This is a genomic window from Achromobacter sp. ACM04 (assembly GCF_014851465.1).
GTDB classification, from domain to species: Bacteria; Pseudomonadota; Gammaproteobacteria; order Burkholderiales; family Burkholderiaceae_B; genus Achromobacter; species Achromobacter aegrifaciens.
The window spans coordinates 1,220,365-1,237,688 of the sequence record NZ_JACUZS010000001.1 but is presented as its reverse complement, the minus strand read 5'-3'; the positions used below and the strand labels follow the sequence as shown (position 1 = coordinate 1,237,688).

The following is a 17,324-nucleotide window of genomic DNA, read 5'->3' as shown; positions in this document are numbered from 1 at the left end:
GGCCGCACGCAATCGCCACGCGGCCGGCGGTATGATGCGCCTCCGACCCTCACAACAAAACGGGATGGAGACATCATGCATCGCTACACATTCAACGCGCTGCGCGGCCTGGCCGCGCTGGCGCTGATCCAGGGCGCTTCGGCGGCGCTCGCTGCCGGCTATCCGGCCAAGCCCATCACCTTCATCGTGCCTTACACCGCAGGCGGCACCACCGACCTGGTGGCGCGCACCGCGGGCCAGAAGGTCGCGGAAAAATTGGGCCAGCCCGTCATAGTCGAAAACCGTCCCGGCGCGGGTGGCAATATCGGCATGGACGCCGTGGCCAAGGCCGCGCCCGACGGCTACACCATCGGCTTCGGCGCCATCTCCACCAACGCGCTGAATCCTTTCGTCTACCCCTCCATGCCTTTCGATCCCACCAAGGATTTCACGGGCGTCAGCATGCTGGGCGCTTCCACCGTGGTGCTGGAAGTCGGTCCTGCGCTGAAGGTCGACAGCGTCAAGGACCTGGTCGCTTATGCCAAGCAGCATCCGGGCACCTCGTTCGGCACGCCGGGCACTGGCACGTCCATGCATCTGGCTGGCGTGATGTTCGACCAGCTGACCGGCGCCGGCATGCAGCACATTCCTTACAAGGGCAGCGCGCAGGGGCTGAACGACCTGCTGGGAGGGCACTTGCCGGTGATGTTCGACAATCTGCCGGCGTCGCTGCCGCACATCAAGGCGGGCAAAGTGCATGCGCTGGCCGTGACGGGCAGCAAGCGGGCGCCCGCCTTGCCGGACGTGCCGACGCTGGCCGAGCTGGGCTATGAAGCAGCCGTGGTCGATCCGTGGTTCGCGGTCTATGGGCCTGCGAAGATGTCGCCTGAAGCGACCAAGGCGCTGAGCGAAGCCTTCCAATGGGCGCTGGCCTTGCCGGAAGTGAAAGGCAAGCTGGAGCAGGCCGGTTTCATGCCCTACGGCTCCACGCCGCAGGAAGTGGAACGCCTGACCCAGAGCCAGCACGAGGCCTTCAAGGCCTTGTCGCAGAAAGTGAAGCTGTCGGCCGACTGAGCGGCCGGGACGACTTCAGCGGCCGCGGGCGTAGGCTTGCTCGCGCCGCTCTTCCAGCGCTTCGCGGCGGATGAAGTCGCGCACGAAGTCGCTGGCGGGATGATGGTGCAGGTTGTAGGGCGTGTCCCACTGCGCGATGCTGCCCTTGGACATGACGCCGATGCGGTCGGCGATGGCGAAGGCTTCGGCCTGGTTGTGCGTGACCAGGATGGCCGTGTGGCCGGTGGTCTTGAGGATGTCGCGCACTTCAAAGGCCAGGCGTTCGCGCGTGTCCACGTCCAGGTTCGAGAACGGCTCGTCCAGCAGCAGCAGGTCGGGCGAGGGCGCCAGCGCGCGAGCCAGCGCCACGCGCTGCTGCTGGCCGCCGGAGATCTCGTGCGGATAGCTGTTGGCGGCATGCGCCAGACCCACCAGTTCCAGCATCTCTTCGACGCGGCGCGCGCGTTCCGGGCGCGCCATCTTGCGCAGGCCGAAGGCCACGTTCAGCGCCACCGTCAGGTGCGGGAACAGCGCGTAGTCCTGGAACATCATGCCCACCCGGCGATGTTCGGGCGCCACCTGCACGGTGGGCGAGGAAATGACGGCGCCATCCAGCAGGATGCGTCCGGCCCGCACTGGCTCAAAACCGGCGATGGCCCGGAGCACCGTGGTCTTGCCGCAGCCGGATTCGCCCAGCAGGCAACCGATATGGCCCACGGGCAGGCCCAGCGTCAGGTCCTGCACCACGGGCTTGAGTCCCGCCGGGGTCTCGTAGGCGAGGGAAAGGTGATCGAGTTCTAACAGATCGGGCACGATGATCAATGTCCCATTTTCAGATTGGTGCGCGCCAGCAGGATGACGGGGAACAGGCCGGCCAGCACGATGGCCAGCGCGGCGACGGCGCCTTCTTCATAGGTGCCGCGGGCCGCTTCGGCGTATAGCCAGGTTGCCAGCGTGTCGAAATTCATGGGCCGCAGCAGCAGTGTCGCGGGCAGTTCCTTCATGGCGTCCACGAACACCAGCAGGGCGCTGGCGGCCAGCGCCGGGCGCAAGAGCGGCAGGTGTACGCGGCGCAGGGTGCCGGCCGAGCTTTCGCCCAGCAGGCGCGAGGCTTGCTCCAGCGACGGCGGAATGCGGGCCAGGCCGGCTTCCAGTGCGCCAGTGGAAATCGCCAGGAAACGGATCGCATAGGCGCAGACCAGCGCGCCCATCGAGCCCATCAGGAACAGGCCCGTGCCGCCGAAGACCTTGGCGACCGCGGTATCTATCCAGACGAAGGGCGTCAGCAGGCCGATGGCCAGCACCGTGCCGGGCACGGCATAGCCCAGGCTGGCGATGCGCGCGCAGGCGCGGCCCGGGTTGAAGCCCGAGCTTTCGCGCAGCGTGCGTCCGGCCCAGGCCACGATCAGCCCGCAAAGCAGGGTGACGATGGTGGCGCTGAAGGCGACGATCAGGGTGTTGCTCAAGCCGTTCAACAACTGGTGGGAAACGCCGCCAACCAGATGCAGGCGCTTGTAGGTCTCCACGACCAGATAGAGCGCCGGCGCGACAAACCCGATCAGTACCGGTATCCAGCCCAGCGCCGCGGCAACGGCCGCCGCCGGACCGCGCAGGCGGCGCGGCTGCATCGGGCGCATGCGCTGCGTGTTGGCGTAGCGCTGGCGCTTGCGGCCATGGCGTTCCAGCAGGATCAGCCCGATCACGATGGCCAGCATGGTCAGCGCGATCTGCGCCGCGCCCGCCAGGTCCGAACGCGTGACCCAGGTGGTGTAGACCGACACGGTCAGCGTCTGCACGCCCAGGAATTCGGAGGCGCCGATATCGTTCAGCGTTTCCAGCAACGCCAGGCTCACGCCCACCACGATGGCGGGCCGGGCCAGGGGCAGGGCGACCCGGAAGAACACGGCGATGCGGCCGGCGCCCAGCGTGCGGGCCGCTTCCAGCAGGCTGGCTGCCTGCGTCATGAACATGACCCGGGTGCTCAGGTACACATAGGGATAGAGCACAAAGCCCAGCACGAAGATGGCGCCGTAGATCGAGCGCAGATCCGGCAGGCGGAACTGGCGCGGACTGTCATAGCCCAGCAGCGCGCGGATCGCCGACTGTATCGGACCGATGGGATGCAGCAGGTCCAGATAGGCGAAGGCGATGATGTAGGTCGGCACCGCCAGCGGCAGCAGCAGCGCCCAGGTCAGCACGCGGCGCGTAGGGAAGTCGTAAGCGGTCACCAGCCATGCCGCGCCGGTACCCAGCAGCGTCACCAGCACGCCTACGCCGGCCAGCAGCATGGCGGTATTGGCCAGCGCCTGGGGCAATACGTAATTGGCCAGATGCTGCCAATGCGAGAGTTCGCCGCCCAGCGCCCACCAGCCCAGCGTCAGGACGGGCGCCAATACGGCTAGCGCGATCAGGGCGGCGCCGGCCAGCCAGCCGGCCCCGCGTTCAGTCCAGCGCAGACGCAGCGGCCGGGGCAAAGAATCTGTGTGCATGCTTCAAAGTCGATTGCATCAATGGCAAGGCCTGCTCCCCCGAAAAGAAGGGAGCAGGCCCGACGCGTGAGCTTATGCGCAGCCCGCGCGTTTGTCACTGCCGCATGGTTTCGCCAAGCCGGCGGGCGTGGCGGTCCACAGGCCTATCAGTTGTCGAAACCGACTTTGTCCACCAGTTCGCTGGCTTGCTTGCGATGCTTGGCGATCTCGGTCAGCGGCAGCGGGTCCACCTTCAGTTCGCCAAAGCTGGCGATCACGGGGTCCAGCTTCACGCCCTTGCGGACGGGGTATTCATAGTTGGCCTGGGCGTACAGGGCCTGGGCGGGCTCGGACACCAGGAAGTCCAGCAGCTTGACCGCGTTGGCCTTGTTCGGCGCATGGGCGGCAACGGCGGCGCCGCTGACGTTCACGTGCGTGCCGCCGCTCTTGGCGTTGGCGAAGGTCGGGCGGATCACCTTGATGGCGTCGCCCCACTTGCGGGCGTCGGTGCCGGGTTCGGCGTTCTTCATGTGGCCGACGTAATAAGCATTGGCCAGGCCGATGTCGCAGATGCCGCCCAGGATGTCGCGGGCCACGTCGCGGTCGCCGCCGGCAGCCTTGCGGGCCAGGTTGGCCTTGACGCCGCGCAGCCATTTTTCGGTGGCTTCGGCGCCGTCATGCGCGATCATGGAGGCGACCAGCGCGGTGTTGTAGGGGTGTTGGCCCGAACGGATGCAGACCTTGCCCTTCCACTTCGGATCGGCCAGGTCTTCGTAGCGGAAGGCTTCCAGCTTCAGGTCCTTTTCCACGTACAGCACGCGGTCGCGCAGCGACAGGGCGTACCACTTGCCGTCGGCGCCGCGCAGGTTGGCGGGAATGACGGATTCCAGGGTTTGCGACTTGATCGACTGGGTCACGCCGCCGTCGACCAGATCCAGCAGGTTGCCGATGTCCACGGTCATCAGCACGTCGGCGGGCGACTTGGCGCCTTCGGCCTTGACGCGCTCCAGCAGGCCGTCCTTGACGAAGACCGTATTGACCTTGATGCCGCTTTCCTTGGTGAAGGCGTCCAGCAGCGGCTGGATCAGCTTGGGTTCCCGGGTGGTGTAGAGGCTGACTTCCTCGGCGGCGTTGGCCGACACGGTGAAGGCGGCGGCGCCGGCCAGCGCCAGGGCGCGCAGCAGCGAATTCAATTGGGGACGCTTGGTCATGACGAGGTGCTCCGGCTAGGGCTGCAGAGGAATTCCCGAGGCTTCAGGCCTTTCCGCTGCTCAAAACAGTCTGCTAACGAAAATGATTATCAAATGAGAACGCGACGATAACAGGAAGCAAAGCGGCGTTCAACTAGTCGTAAGTCAGGCAGGCTTCAGGCTTGATCCCCATCAATACGGCATAAGGGTATTACGGAATAATGAGAGCAGTTATCATCAAGACCCTGTAGAATAGGGTCAACCCTAATGCCGGCCGCGTCTTTTGTGCGGCACGGAATGACCCAGCGGCACAAGCCGGGCTCATGGCCCGGGGCGGTCGCCCCTAATTTGATACGACATGGCTGCTTTCAACACTGAGCGCGTACTAAGCGTGCACCACTGGAACGACACCCTGTTTTCCTTTACCACGACGCGTGACTCGGCCTTGCGGTTCCACAATGGCCACTTCGTGATGATCGGACTGGAAGTTGAAGGCAAGCCTCTGTTGCGGGCCTACAGCATCGCCAGCGCCAACTATGAAGAGAACCTCGAGTTCCTCAGCATCAAGGTGCAGAACGGCCCGCTCACGTCGCGCCTGCAGCATCTGAAAGAAGGCGACACCATCCTGGTCAGCCGCAAGCCCGTGGGCACGCTGGTCGTGGACGACCTGAAGCCGGGCAAGCACCTGTTCCTGTTCGGCACGGGCACGGGCCTGGCGCCGTTCATGAGCATCATCAAGGATCCGGACGTCTACGAACGCTTCGACAAGGTCATCCTGGTGCATGGCGTGCGTTGGGTCAGCGAACTGGCCTACGCCGACTTCATCGAAAAGGAACTGCCGAACAACGAATTCTTCGGCGACGTCGTGCGCGACAAACTCGTGTACTACCCGACGGTCACGCGCGAACCGTTCCGCAACCAAGGCCGCATCACCGAGCTGATGGAAAACGGCAAGCTGTGCGCCGACATCGGCATTCCGCAGATCAATCCGGAAACCGACCGCGCCATGATCTGCGGCAGCCCGCATATGCTGGCCGACATCAGCGCCATGCTGGACAAGCGCGGCTTCACGGTGTCGCCGGGCGTGGGCCAGCCGGGCGACTACGTGGTCGAGCGTGCATTCGTGGACAAATAAGTCCCGGCGCCGGCGCCAAGCCAAAAACCCATCGCAGCGATGCGATGGGTTTTTTGTTTTTTGGCGCGCCGCGGCCTGATGCTGCGGCGCCCCTAAGGGTTAGCCCGCTGTAGCCGCGGGCAGGGCAGTTCTTATAATTCGTCCATAAAGTAAACATATTGTCCATAATATGGAAGGATTAAAGAAATGCCATTGGAACAGAGTGACACCGAGCCCCTGACCCCATACCAGTACCCGAATCCGCCCGAGGCCCTGCCAGAGATCGTGATTCCGCATGCGATCCCGACCGACGAGAGGCTGTGGGTACCGCAGGCCGAGAACGTCTGGTTCCGCCCGCTCTGCCTGAACGCCAGCCAGGGCTACTGGATGAACCTGCTGCGCGTGCGCAAGTCAGGCGTGCTCAGCCGCCATCGCCATCCGCAGGCCGTGCATGGCTTCGTCCTGAAGGGCCGCTGGCGCTATCTGGAACACGACTGGGAGGCGACTGAAGGCAGCTACGTGTTCGAGCCGCCAGGGGAGACGCACACGCTCTACGTGCCGCCCGACGTCGAGGAAATGATCACGTACTTCCAGGTCAACGGCGTCATGTACTACACCGACCCCTGGGGCAAGGGCATGGGTTACGAAGACGTGTTCACCAAGATCGACATGTGCCGCAAGCACTTCGCGGACGTCGGCCTGGGCGAAGACTACGTAAAGCAGTTCATACGCTGAAATTCCGCATTCCCACCCGCAGCACATAAACATAATCCGGAGACACACCATGAAACGTCGTGCGTTCAATCGCTGCATTCTTTCCGCGCTGCTGGGCAGCGCCGCGCTGGCCGCGGGGCCAGTGGCGCTGGCGCAGAATTTCCCCAACCGGGCCATCGAGATCGTGGTGCCGTTTGCCGCGGGAGGCGGCACGGACGCCATGGCGCGGGCCATGGGCGACGCCTCGCGCACCCATCTGACGCAGCCCATCGTGGTGCTGAACAAGCCGGGCGCGGCGGGCGGGATCGGCCTGACGGAAGTGGCCAACGCCAAGCCCGACGGCTACAAGCTGGCGCTGGTGACGGCCGACATGGTGATTATTCCCCACCTGGGCCTGACCAAGACCACCTACGAGAAGTTCACGCCCATCATCCAGCTCAATGCCGATCCTTCGGCCATCACGGTGGCCGCCGATTCGCCGTACAACACCATCGAAGCGTTCCTGGAGGCGGCCCGCGCCAAGCCTGAGAGCATGCAGGTGGGGAACGCGGGCATCGGCTCGATCTGGCATCTGGCAGCCGCCGCGCTGGAGGACAAGACGGGCGCCAAGTTCAACCACATCCCCTTCAATGGCGGCAATCCGGCAGTGCTGGCCTTGCTTGGCGGACACATCGATGCGGTGGCGGTGAGCCCGGCAGAGGTCATGCAGTACGTCAAGGCCGGCAAGCTCAAGCCGCTGGCGGTCATGGCCGACGCGCGCGTGCCCGGTTTCGAGAACGTGCCCACGCTGAAGGAGCGCAACATCGATCTGTCGATCGGCACCTGGCGCGGCATCGCCGCGCCCAAGGGCACGCCGCAGCCGGTACTGGACGTGCTGGGGGCTGCGTTCCGGCAGGCAGCCGCCGAAAACAGCCTGAAGCGCTTCATGGCAGAGCAGAACCTGGGCTATGCGGTCGCCGATCAACAGACGTTCACGGCGCTGATGGAGCGCGACAATACGACGTTCAAGGCGCTGATCGAAAAGTTCGGCATGCGCCAATAGACTGCAGGCAACGACAAGGAGCAGGACATGGATCTGGGCATTACCGGCAGGACCGCGCTGGTGGGCGGCGCAAGCAAAGGCCTGGGCTACGGCTGCGCGCTGGCCCTGGTGCGCGAAGGCGTCAACGTGGTGATCGTGGCGCGCGGGGCAGAGGCTCTCGAGACCGCGCGGCAGCAACTGCTGCAGGCGCGGACGGACGACAAGTCTTTCGTCAAGGCCGTGGCGGCCGACATTACGACCGCGCAGGGCCGCGAGGCCGTGTTCGCCGCGCATCGCGACTACGACATCGTGGTCACGAACGCGGGCGGGCCGCCGCCCGGGGATTTCCGCGATTGGGGCAGGGAACAGTGGTTGAATGCAGTCGACGCCAACATGCTCACGCCGATCGAGTTGATCAAGGCCACGGTGGACGGCATGGCTGAACGCGGCTTCGGGCGCATCGTCAACATCACGTCCAGCGCGGTCAAGGCGCCGATCGACATCCTTGGCCTGTCCAACGGCGCGCGCAGCGGCCTGACCGGCTTCGTGGCGGGCGTGGCGCGCAGCGACATCGCGGCGCGCGGCGTCACGATCAACAACCTGCTGCCCGGCGCGTTCGCCACGGACCGGCTGAGCTCGGCGCTGGCGGCTTCCGCGGCCAAGACCGGCCAGGACGCGCAAGCCGTGCGCGCCCAACGCCAGGCGGCGATACCGGCAGGACGCTTCGGCAACGCCGAGGAGTTCGGCGCCATCTGCGCTTTCCTGTGCAGCGTCCATGCGGGCTACGTCACCGGCCAGAACGTGCTGGCTGACGGCGGCGCCTATCCCGGCACTTTCTGAGCGGACGGCAATGACGTATCAAGCGGATCTGTTTGCAGGCAAGACGGCGCTGGTGACTGGCGCCACGCAAGGCATCGGGGCGGCGGTTGCCAACCGGCTGGCGTCGCTGGGCGCGCGGACCATAGCTGCCGGGTTGCAATCCGACGCCGGCGAACTGGCGCCGGGTATCGAGGTGCGCCTGGGCGACGTCAGCGACGCGGGCGACGTCGAACGCCTGCTGCAAGGGTTGGACGAGCTGGACATCGTGGTCAACTGCGCCGGCATCATCCGCCGCGGCGCGGAGCATGATCCCGCCGTGTTCGAGCAGGTGCTGGCGATCAACCTGACCGGCACCATGCGCGTATGCGGCGCCGCGCGCGAGAAGCTTGCGCGGCGCGGCGGCTGCATCGTGAACACCGCGTCCATGCTCAGTTTCTTCGGCGGGGCGCTGGTGCCGGCGTATGCGGCGAGCAAGGGCGGGGTGGCGCAGCTGACGAAGTCGCTGGCGCTGGCCTACGCGGCGGACGGCATCCGCGTCAACGCCGTCGCGCCGGGCTGGATCGCCACGCCGCTGACCCGCGCCTTGCAGGACGACCCCGAGCGTTCGGGGCCGATTCTGCAGCGTACCCCGCTGGGGCGCTGGGGCAAGCCGGAAGACGTGGCCGAGGGCGTGACGTTTCTTTGCACGCCGGCGGCCTCGTTCATGACGGGCGTGATCCTGCCCGTGGACGGCGGCTACCTCGTGGCTTGAGCGTTGGCCGCCACCGTGTACGCGCGCAGGCGTTTGCAGGGATAATGGCGGGGCCGCGCCGCAGGGGCGGCCTCGTTACCGCCAACGCCACGTTTTCCGCCATGCCAGAACTGCCGCAAGTCGCCAACCCTCCCGCCGCACAGGTGGCGGGCACAGCCGCCTTCTCGAAGTTCATGCATGTGCTGCAAGTCGTGGCCGATACGCCGGAATCCATGACGGTGGCCGAACTCAGCAAGCGCAGCGGCTATCCGCGGCCGACCGTGTACCGTACGGTGGCCGCGCTGGTGGCCGAACGCCTGCTGGCCGAACATCCGGTCACCGGCAAGCTGAGCCTGGGGCCGCGCCTGATCCAGCTGGCCAGCCGCAGCTGGGGCCGTTCGGAAATGCGGCTGGCCGCCGTCGAGAACCTGAAGCAGTTGCGTGACGTCACCGGCGAGACCGTGCACCTGGCCGTGCCCAACGGCCAGCACATGGTCTACATCGAGAAGCTGGAAAGCCCCAGCGTGGTGCAGATGAATTCGCGCATCGGCACCAACGTCTCCATGTACTCGACGGCGGTGGGCAAGGCGTATCTGGCGATGTTGGACGAGGCGGCTCTGCAGGCCGCGCTGGACATGCTGCCGCAGCCGTTCGCCTGCCATACGCCCAATACCGTCAAGGATACGGCCGCGCTGCGGCGGCAGCTCGAACAGGTGCGCCAGCGCGGCTGGGCCGTGGATGATGAAGAGAACGAGGCCGGCATTTATTGCTTCGGCGCGCCGATTTTCGGGCAGAACGGCGTGCCTGTGGCGGCCATCAGCGTGAGCACGCTGCGATTCCGCCAGAAACCAGATCCGGAAGCGGCCTATGTGGCGCCGCTGCTGGAGGCCTGCCGTGCGATCAGCCAGCGCATTGCAGGCACGCCGATGCTGGCGAGCAGCGATCTGCTCTGACGGGCGGCGCGCCACCGCCCCGGGGCGGTCTACTCGGGCTGGATGCCGGCCTTCTTGATGATCTCGCCCCACTTCTTCGACTCGGCTTGCTGGAACTGCGCCAGTTCTGCCGGCGTGGAGCTTGCCGCGTCCGTGCCCGTTTGCGCATAGAACTGCTTGGCAGGCGCGCTTGAAGTGGCCTTGACCAGCAATTCGTTCAAGCGCTTGACCACATCCGGCGGCGTGCCGGCGGGCGCATACGCGGCAAACCAGTAGCCCATTTCATAGCCTGGCACGCCAGCCTCGGCGATGGTGGGTACGTCCGGCGCCAGCGGCGAGCGCGCCTGGCCGGTCACGCCCAACGCGCGCAGCTTGCCCGACTTGACTTGCGGCAGGCCGGTGGCGGTGTCGGTGATCATCATGTCGATCTGGCCGCCCAGCAGGTCCGTGACCGCCAGCGGATTGCTCTTATATGGCACGTGCAGCAGTTGCACGCCCGCCATCTGTTGCAGCAGTTCGCCGGCGATGCGGCTGCTGGAGCTGCCGCTGCCGAAGCTCAGCTTGCCGGGCGCTTGCTTGGCCTGGGCCAGGAAGTCGCCAACCGTCTTGGCCGGCGAATTGGGATTGACCACCATGATCTGGCCGCCTTTGCCCAGCAGGGTCAGCGGCGCGTAGTCCTTGACCGGATCGTAGGTCAGCGTCTTGTAGAGGTGCTCGTTGGCGGCATGCGTGGTGTTTGTGGTGATCAGCACGGTGTAGCCGTCGGGGGCCGCGCGGGCGCCGGCCGCGGCGCCTATCATCGCGCTGGCGCCCGGCTTGTTCTCGATCACCACGGCCTGGCCGGTCTGTTCGGTGACGCCCTGGCCGATGGCGCGGCCGATCTGGTCGGTGGCGCTGCCGGCCGCGAACGGCACGATGAAGGTGATGGGCTTGGCGGGGAACTGGGCCATGGCGCTCAAGGGCAGGGCGGCGGCCAGCAGCAAGGCCAGCCGGCCTTTGGAAGCAATGCGCATGTGTGTCTCCTGTGGATTTTTATAGGAATCGAAATCAGGCGTCCGCGGGACGGTCGCCGGGTATGTCGGGCAGGCGGCTGGCCAGCGCGGGGCTGACCTCGACCGTCATGTCCAGCAATCTGAAAGAGAGGCTCTTGCCGTGTGTGTCCAGGTTGAGGGCATCGTTGACGCCGCCGTCCAGTACGCCTTCAAGCACAAAGTTCATCGCATGCAGCGTGGGCAGCGCGTAGCGGGTGACGCGGCTGGGGCGGCGGTACGCGAACCAGTCGGCGACGCGGGCCTCGGTGACCTGTGCATCCAGCACGTCGTAGCATTCCGGATCCCAGGCGATCAGGCTCAGGTTGGAGATGTCGCCCTTGTCGCCGGAACGGCTGTGCGCCAGGCGGTACAGGGGGACCGAGATCAGCGGCGGATTCATTGCGGGGCTTCCTCCAGGAAGGTCCAGCCGCTGGGCACGGCGTCGCGCGGCAGGGTGCAGGACAGCATGTTCAGGCGCGGGCGCAACGCGGTGCGCACGCCGCCGCCGCCGGCCGGGCCGCAGGTATACAGGGCAGTCACTTCGCGCAGCACGCTTTCGGCAAGCTTGCGGTCCATGTGTTCGGCCGCGACGCGCAGGCGCACGTCGCGCGCATGGCCGTCGGGCAGGGCGGACAGCATGCTGCCGGCGTCATCGCCCAGGATGCTGATGGCGCCGATGAGGTCGGCGCGCAGGCGCAGAGCCGGGTCCAGGCGCTTGCGCACGATATCGGCGGCCAGACGGGCGCGTGCTTCGGCCTGCACCCCGGCATAGGAGATCTCGGCTTCGGCCAGCCAGCCGCCGCGGTAGCAGACGTTGACCTTGAGTTCGGCGGGACGCGCGTGGCCGGTGATGCCGCGCACCGCCACCCGATCGCCGCCCAGTTCGGCCACCTCGGCACGGCTCAGGTCGGCGACGACGTCCGGCGTCAGGTAGCGCGCGGGATCATGCACTTCGTACAGCAGCTGTTCCTTGACTGTGCGCGCATCGACCATGCCGCCGGTACCGTCGGCCTTGCCGATCACGAATTCGCCATCCGCATCAATCTCGGCGATGGGAAAGCCGGCGGCGTGCACGTCTGGCACATCCTTCAAGCCGGGCACGCAGAAGTAGCCGCCGGTGACCTGCAGGCCGCACTCCAGCATATGGCCGGCCATGGTGGCACGGCCCAGGCGCTGCCAATCGTCCATGGCCCAGCCGAAATGGGCCAGCGCCGGGCCCAGCGTGAGCGATGGGTCCGACACGCGGCCCGCGACCACGATCTGCGCACCGGCCCGCAGCGCCTCTGCGATCTCGGCGGCGCCGAGGTAGGCGGTGGCGCTGACCACGTCCCGCCCATCCAGCGCGCCGCCAAGGCGCTGACGCAGCAGTTCGCGTTGCGCATCGCTGGAGAGCGCGTCGCCATGTACCACTGCGACGCGCGGCGCGGGCAGGCCTTGCTGCCGGGCCAGCGCGGCAATGCGCCGGGCCGCGGCGGCAGGGTTGGCCGCGCCGAAGTTGCCGACGATGCGGATCCCGTGGCGCAGACAGTCGGCCAGCACCGGGCCAACCAGTTCGTCCAGCAAGGGCTCGTAGCCGCGCTCCGGGTCTTCGTTGCGGGCCAACTGGGCCAGCGCCAGCGTGCGCTCGGCCAGCGTTTCGTAAATCAGCACGCCGCCGCCGCGGGCGATCAGCGTGCGCACCACGGCGGCGGCGCCGTCGCTGCGGTCGCCGGAGAACCCGGAGGCGCAGCCTATGTGGAGGGGGGCTAGGGACATACGGAGTCAGGGCAGGGGTCTAGGTGTCTGAGGCCCACTATAGGCACGCTCGGCTCATCAGTAAAATAGAAAGATCGGATCAATTCATAGAGAAAAGCCATGAATCTGTCTGCCCGGCAATTGCGCGCGTTCGTGGCCCTGGCCGACGAAAAACACTTCACCCGGGCGGCCCAACGCTGCCACCTGACGCAGCCGGCCTTCAGCGCCCTGATCCGCCAACTGGAGGACAGCGCGGGCATGCGCCTGTTCGACCGCAACACGCGCCATGTGGAGCTGACGGTCGAGGGGCAAGTGCTGGACGCGACGGCGCGCAGGCTGCTGGCCGACATGGACCTGGTCATGGAGGATCTGCGCGACCACGCCGCCAGGCGTCGCGGACGGGTGGCGCTGGCGGCTTTGCCCTCGCTTGCCGCGGGCTGGCTGCCGGGGCTGCTGGCGCGCTTTCGCGAGTCCTATCCAGGCATCACGGTGGACCTGCGCGATGCCCTGCTGGATCCCTGCCTGGACCTGGTGCAGGCAGGGCAGGTGGATTTCGCGGTGGCCTCGCGACGGCCGGACATGAACGACCTGGACAGCGAGTTCCTGCATGCGGACCGTTATTTTCTGGTCTGTCGCGCCGATCATCCGCTGGCAGGGGCGGGCCGCGCCCGGCTGCGCGACATCCTGCGCTATCCCATGATCCAGCTTGCGCGCGGCAGCAGCGTGCGCAAGCATCTGGACGCGGCCTTGGGGGCCGACGCACCGGCGCCGGTGTTCGAGGTCGAGCACCTGGCCACGGCAACGGGGTTGGTGCGCGCGGGGCTGGGCATCTCGGTGGTGCCGGCGATGACGCTGTTCCATTTCGGCGGCGCCGACCTGCGCATCGTGCCGCTGGCCGGCAAGGCCCTGACCCGTCCGCTCTACCTGGTGCGGCGCAAGGGTCGCACGCTATCGGTCGCAGCGCAGGCGTTGTATGACCTGTTGCGGGAGCATCGGGGGGATATCGATAGCCCGGGATTGCCTGGTTTGGATTAGCCGGCTATCGGCTGGCCGACGCAGCGTTGGAACACCGCCTCCAGCGGCGCGTAGTCGCAGATCACGGCGGCGACGTTGGCGTCGACCCATTCCCGTTGCTCCACTGACCACCAACTGATCTCGTAGCCGGCATTGATGATGAGGTGTTCGAACAGGAGACGTTGAGCGCGCCCGTTGCCTTCACGGAAGGGGTGGATCATGTTCAAGTCGCCGTAGGCGACGGCTGCCTCGGCGATCAGCGCGGAGCGCGGCAGCTCCTTGAACCAGTTGGCCCGCGCCAGGGCCGCGAAAATCTTGTCGGCCTCGGGTTCGATCCTGCTTGTATTGCAGAAGCGCGTGCCGCCTTTTGAGATATCGATGGTGCGCAACTCGCCCGCCCAGTCGTAGAGATCCTGAAAGAGCGTGCGATGGAGTCGCTTCAGGTACGCGAGGTCGTAGGGAGGCAGGGAAAAATCGATCTGGCTGGCAGCGATCTCGGAAAGATCTTGCTCAGCCTGCGCGAGCAGCGCATCGTCCCGGATGTCCAGCCGGTTGCGCAGCGTGAAGCTGCCGGGGTAGCAGTACGGATCCTGTCCGGTGCCGTACTTGTCCAATGTCAGGCGGGCTTGCGATAGGCGCGCAACACCGTTTCGCGCGAGGGCAGTTCGCGCTTGGCGTCGGCGGGCGTGGCCGGGTAGCCTTCCAGGCGCATGCTGGCCGCGTAGTTGGAGCGGCGCACCTTTGCCCAGTAGTCCAACTTGGCTTGCAGGCTGGTGTTCTTCAAGGGAAACGCCTCGTTTGAAATGCTGCGGGATAGCCTGATGATTATAACGAAGCTGCACTGGGCTTGGCTTGTCCGGCCCTGCGGCAAGTACTTCTGGTTCCGTCGTGCAGCCACCCTAGGGCATCCAGCCACTTTCGCAAATGTCTATTGCTGGATAAACTTCGATAGTTGTAGTTTCTATCCGACTTTCGAAGGATTCCGCCCATGAGCAAGCAAATCATCCATACCGACACCGCGCCCGCCGCGGTAGGCCCTTACTCGCAAGCGGTTGCCGTAAGCGGCACCAAGACTGTCTACCTCTCGGGCCAGATCGGCCTGGAGCCGGGCACTGGCGACCTGGTCTCCGAGAACTTCGATGCGCAGGTGCGTCAGGCTTTCGCCAACATGCAGGAAGTCATCAAGGCTGCCGGCGGCACGTTGGACAATGTGGTCAAGCTGACACTGTTCCTGACCGACCTGGGCAAGTTCACGGCCGCCAACGCCATCATGGCCGAGATCATTCCCCAGCCGTTCCCGGCGCGCTCGACCATCGGCGTGGCCAGCCTGCCCAAGGGCGCGCAGTTCGAAGTCGAAGCCATCCTGGTCCTGTAAGGCCCGTCCGGACTTTTCGATCCAGGGGTTCGTTTCTTCATGCCGGCCGCAGCCGCGGCTTCCAAGCGATCCGGCGCCGACAACAAAGGCGCCGGCCGTGCAATGACGGATACGGAGCGCAAGCTCCGTAACCTGGGTCTGGTGCTGCCCGAGGACTTCGTGCTGCACCTGCCGCTGCGCTACGAGGACGAAACCCGCATCATGCCGATCAGCGCCCTGCGGCCCGGTTTTGCCGGGCAGGTCGAGGGCGAGATCACCAAATCCGAGGTCCTCTACCGGCCCCGGCGCCAGCTGACCGCCACGCTGGCGGACGACAGCGGCGAACTGCAATTGCGCTGGCTGAACTTCTACCCCAGCCAGCAGAAGCAAGTCACCGTGGGCAAGCGCCTGCGTGCGCGCGGCGAGGTCCGCGGCGGCCTGTTCGGGCGCGAGATGGTGCATCCGCGCATGACCAATGCCGATGCGCCGCTGCCCACGGCGCTCACGCCGGTCTATCCCAGCACCGAAGGGCTGCCGCAACTGACCTTGCGCCGCGCCATCGCGCAGGCGCTGGACCGCGCCGACCTGTCCGACACCTTGCCCGACGAGGCGCGGGCGCGCTATGACCTGCCGCCGTTCGAGCCAGCCATCCGCGCGCTGCATACGCCTGCGCAGGGCGAGTCCGAGCAGGCCTTGCTGGACCGCGTGCATCCCGCCTGGCGGCGCATCAAGTTCGATGAGCTGCTCGCGCAGCAATTGTCGCTGGCGGCCGCGCGGGCCGCGCGCCGGATAAAGGAAGCCGAGTCGCTGCCCGTGCGCAACGAGGCCGGCGGCCTGGTCGCCAGGCTGTACGAAACCTTGCCGTTCAAACTGACTGGCGCGCAGGAGCGCGTGGTTCAGGAAATCTCCGCCGATCTGGCCAAGCCGTATCCCATGCATCGCTTGTTGCAGGGCGATGTGGGCAGCGGCAAGACGGTCGTGGCGGCCATCGCCGCCGCCCAGGCCATCGCCAGCGGCGCGCAGGTGGCGCTGATGGCGCCCACCGAAATTCTGGCCGAGCAACACTTCCGCAAACTGGTGTCGTGGCTGCAGCCATTGGGCGTGAATGTGGCCTGGCTGAGCGGCAGCCTGTCCGCCAAGGCGCGCCGTGAAGCGGCGGCCGCCGCCGCTGACGGCAGCGTGCAGTTGGTCGTGGGCACGCAGGCGCTGATCCAGGATCACGTCGAATTCCACCGCCTGGGCTTGTCCATCGTGGACGAGCAGCACCGCTTCGGCGTCGGACAGCGCCTGGCGCTGACGCGCAAGGGCGAAACCGTGCGCGGGCGCAACGTGCCGCACCAGCTCAACATGAGCGCGACGCCGATCCCGCGCACGCTGGCCATGACCTTCTTCGCCGATCTGGACGTGTCCGTCATCGACGAGCTGCCGCCGGGGCGCAGTCCCGTGCTGACCAAGCTGGTGTCGGACGCAAGGCGCGAGGAAGTCATCGCCCACATTGCCCAGGCCGCGCGCGGCGGGCAGCAGGCCTACTGGGTCTGTCCGCTGGTCGAGGAAAGCGAGGCCCTGGAACTCCAGACCGCCGTGGACACCTACGAAGGCATGCGGGTCGACCTGCCGGACCTGCGCATCGGGCTGGTGCACGGCCGGCTGCCGCAAGCCGAAAAGGCCGCCGTGATGCAGGCCTTCCGCGATGGCGAAGTCGACCTGCTGGTCGCCACCACTGTGATCGAAGTGGGCGTGGACGTGCCGAACGCCTCGCTCATGGTGATCGAACACGCCGAGCGTTTCGGGCTGGCGCAACTGCATCAGCTGCGCGGCCGGGTAGGGCGCGGCACCGCCGAATCGGTCTGCGTGCTGCTCTATCAGACGCCGCTGTCGCAAGTGGCGCGCGAACGCCTGCGGGCCATGTTCGAGACGTCGGACGGTTTTGAAATCGCCCGCCGTGACCTGGAACAGCGCGGTCCGGGAGAGTTCCTGGGTACGCGCCAGTCCGGCATGGCGCTGCTGCGCTTCGCCGACCTGGAAACGGACGCGGCCATTGCTGAAGACGCGCGCGATGCCGCGGTCTGGCTGCGCGCCGAACATCCGGCCGCGGTCGAGGCGCACCTGGCGCGCTGGATGCGCGGGCGCGAGGATTTCCTGCGCACCTGACCATGCAGCCAGTCGCCAAC

18 protein-coding genes are annotated in these 17,324 nt (G+C 66.5%); 10 read left to right on the top strand and 8 right to left on the bottom strand.

Annotation, left to right across the window (positions count from 1 at the left end; genetic code table 11):
• Positions 1-75: 75 nt before the first annotated feature.
• Positions 76-1,053 (top strand): tripartite tricarboxylate transporter substrate binding protein, encoded by a 978-nt coding sequence (locus IB259_RS05755; protein WP_119451583.1) that lies wholly within the window; start codon positions 76-78, stop codon positions 1,051-1,053.
• Positions 1,054-1,068: 15 nt separating this feature from the next.
• Here IB259_RS05755 and IB259_RS05750 read toward each other — a convergent pair whose 3' ends face one another.
• From IB259_RS05750 to IB259_RS05740, 3 genes are all read right to left on the bottom strand, one after another.
• Entirely contained in the window at positions 1,069-1,845 is a 777-nt protein-coding gene (locus IB259_RS05750) for an ABC transporter ATP-binding protein (RefSeq protein ID WP_054454830.1), read from the bottom strand.
• 5 nt (positions 1,846-1,850) lie between these two features.
• Complete coding sequence (locus tag IB259_RS05745; RefSeq protein ID WP_054454113.1) at positions 1,851-3,521, bottom strand: iron ABC transporter permease; 1,671 nt, start codon at positions 3,519-3,521, stop codon at positions 1,851-1,853.
• 146 nt (positions 3,522-3,667) lie between these two features.
• Entirely contained in the window at positions 3,668-4,711 is a 1,044-nt protein-coding gene (locus IB259_RS05740; protein ID WP_054454115.1) for a Fe(3+) ABC transporter substrate-binding protein, read from the bottom strand.
• A gap of 337 nt (positions 4,712-5,048) precedes the next feature.
• On the opposite strand from IB259_RS05740, the gene IB259_RS05735 reads away from it, so the two are divergent.
• The 6 genes from IB259_RS05735 (at position 5,049) to IB259_RS05710 (ending at position 10,041) form a co-directional block, all read left to right on the top strand.
• Positions 5,049-5,825: a ferredoxin--NADP reductase gene (locus tag IB259_RS05735; RefSeq protein ID WP_054454116.1), complete on the top strand. Its 777-nt coding sequence runs from the start codon at positions 5,049-5,051 to the stop codon at positions 5,823-5,825.
• A 186-nt stretch (positions 5,826-6,011) separates the two neighbouring features.
• Positions 6,012-6,539 (top strand): 2,4'-dihydroxyacetophenone dioxygenase family protein, encoded by a 528-nt coding sequence (locus IB259_RS05730; protein WP_054454118.1) that lies wholly within the window; start codon positions 6,012-6,014, stop codon positions 6,537-6,539.
• 49 nt (positions 6,540-6,588) lie between these two features.
• The gene (locus IB259_RS05725) at positions 6,589-7,560 is read left to right on the top strand and encodes a tripartite tricarboxylate transporter substrate binding protein (protein WP_054454119.1); all 972 of its coding nucleotides are present in this window, start codon (positions 6,589-6,591) and stop codon (positions 7,558-7,560) included.
• Between the two features lie 27 nt (positions 7,561-7,587).
• A complete protein-coding gene (locus IB259_RS05720) occupies positions 7,588-8,379 on the top strand; it encodes an SDR family oxidoreductase (RefSeq protein ID WP_119451582.1) in 792 nt (263 codons plus the stop codon).
• 10 nt (positions 8,380-8,389) lie between these two features.
• Entirely contained in the window at positions 8,390-9,109 is a 720-nt protein-coding gene (locus IB259_RS05715; protein ID WP_054454123.1) for an SDR family NAD(P)-dependent oxidoreductase, read from the top strand.
• 101 nt (positions 9,110-9,210) lie between these two features.
• Positions 9,211-10,041: an IclR family transcriptional regulator gene (locus IB259_RS05710; protein ID WP_054454832.1), complete on the top strand. Its 831-nt coding sequence runs from the start codon at positions 9,211-9,213 to the stop codon at positions 10,039-10,041.
• A gap of 29 nt (positions 10,042-10,070) precedes the next feature.
• Here the strand turns inward: IB259_RS05710 and IB259_RS05705 are convergent, their stop codons facing one another.
• The 3 genes from IB259_RS05705 to IB259_RS05695 are packed head-to-tail and all read right to left on the bottom strand — an operon-like array spanning position 10,071 to position 12,806.
• A complete protein-coding gene (locus IB259_RS05705; RefSeq protein WP_054454126.1) occupies positions 10,071-11,033 on the bottom strand; it encodes a tripartite tricarboxylate transporter substrate binding protein in 963 nt (320 codons plus the stop codon).
• 34 nt (positions 11,034-11,067) lie between these two features.
• Entirely contained in the window at positions 11,068-11,451 is a 384-nt protein-coding gene (locus IB259_RS05700) for a hypothetical protein (RefSeq protein ID WP_054454127.1), read from the bottom strand.
• Entirely contained in the window at positions 11,448-12,806 is a 1,359-nt protein-coding gene (locus IB259_RS05695) for an acyclic terpene utilization AtuA family protein (protein ID WP_175160455.1), read from the bottom strand. Before IB259_RS05695 ends, IB259_RS05700 begins: the two co-directional genes overlap by 4 nt.
• A 99-nt stretch (positions 12,807-12,905) precedes the next feature.
• On the opposite strand from IB259_RS05695, the gene IB259_RS05690 reads away from it, so the two are divergent.
• Positions 12,906-13,820, top strand: a complete 915-nt coding sequence (locus IB259_RS05690; RefSeq protein WP_054454131.1) for a LysR family transcriptional regulator — start codon at positions 12,906-12,908, stop codon at positions 13,818-13,820.
• On the opposite strand, the gene IB259_RS05685 is transcribed toward IB259_RS05690, so the two are convergent.
• The gene (locus IB259_RS05685) at positions 13,817-14,413 is read right to left on the bottom strand and encodes a putative adenosine monophosphate-protein transferase Fic (RefSeq protein WP_119451578.1); all 597 of its coding nucleotides are present in this window, start codon (positions 14,411-14,413) and stop codon (positions 13,817-13,819) included. The genes IB259_RS05690 and IB259_RS05685 overlap by 4 nt on opposite strands.
• Positions 14,414-14,415: 2 nt before the next feature.
• Positions 14,416-14,583: a YhfG family protein gene (locus tag IB259_RS05680; protein ID WP_119451577.1), complete on the bottom strand. Its 168-nt coding sequence runs from the start codon at positions 14,581-14,583 to the stop codon at positions 14,416-14,418.
• 204 nt (positions 14,584-14,787) lie between these two features.
• On the opposite strand from IB259_RS05680, the gene IB259_RS05675 reads away from it, so the two are divergent.
• Entirely contained in the window at positions 14,788-15,174 is a 387-nt protein-coding gene (locus IB259_RS05675) for a Rid family detoxifying hydrolase (RefSeq protein ID WP_013393965.1), read from the top strand.
• Positions 15,175-15,213: 39 nt separating this feature from the next.
• Positions 15,214-17,304 carry an ATP-dependent DNA helicase RecG gene (gene recG, locus IB259_RS05670; RefSeq protein ID WP_175160458.1) on the top strand — a complete coding sequence of 697 codons (2,091 nt, stop codon included), beginning with the start codon at positions 15,214-15,216 and terminating at the stop codon, positions 17,302-17,304.
• Positions 17,305-17,324 lie beyond the last annotated feature (20 nt).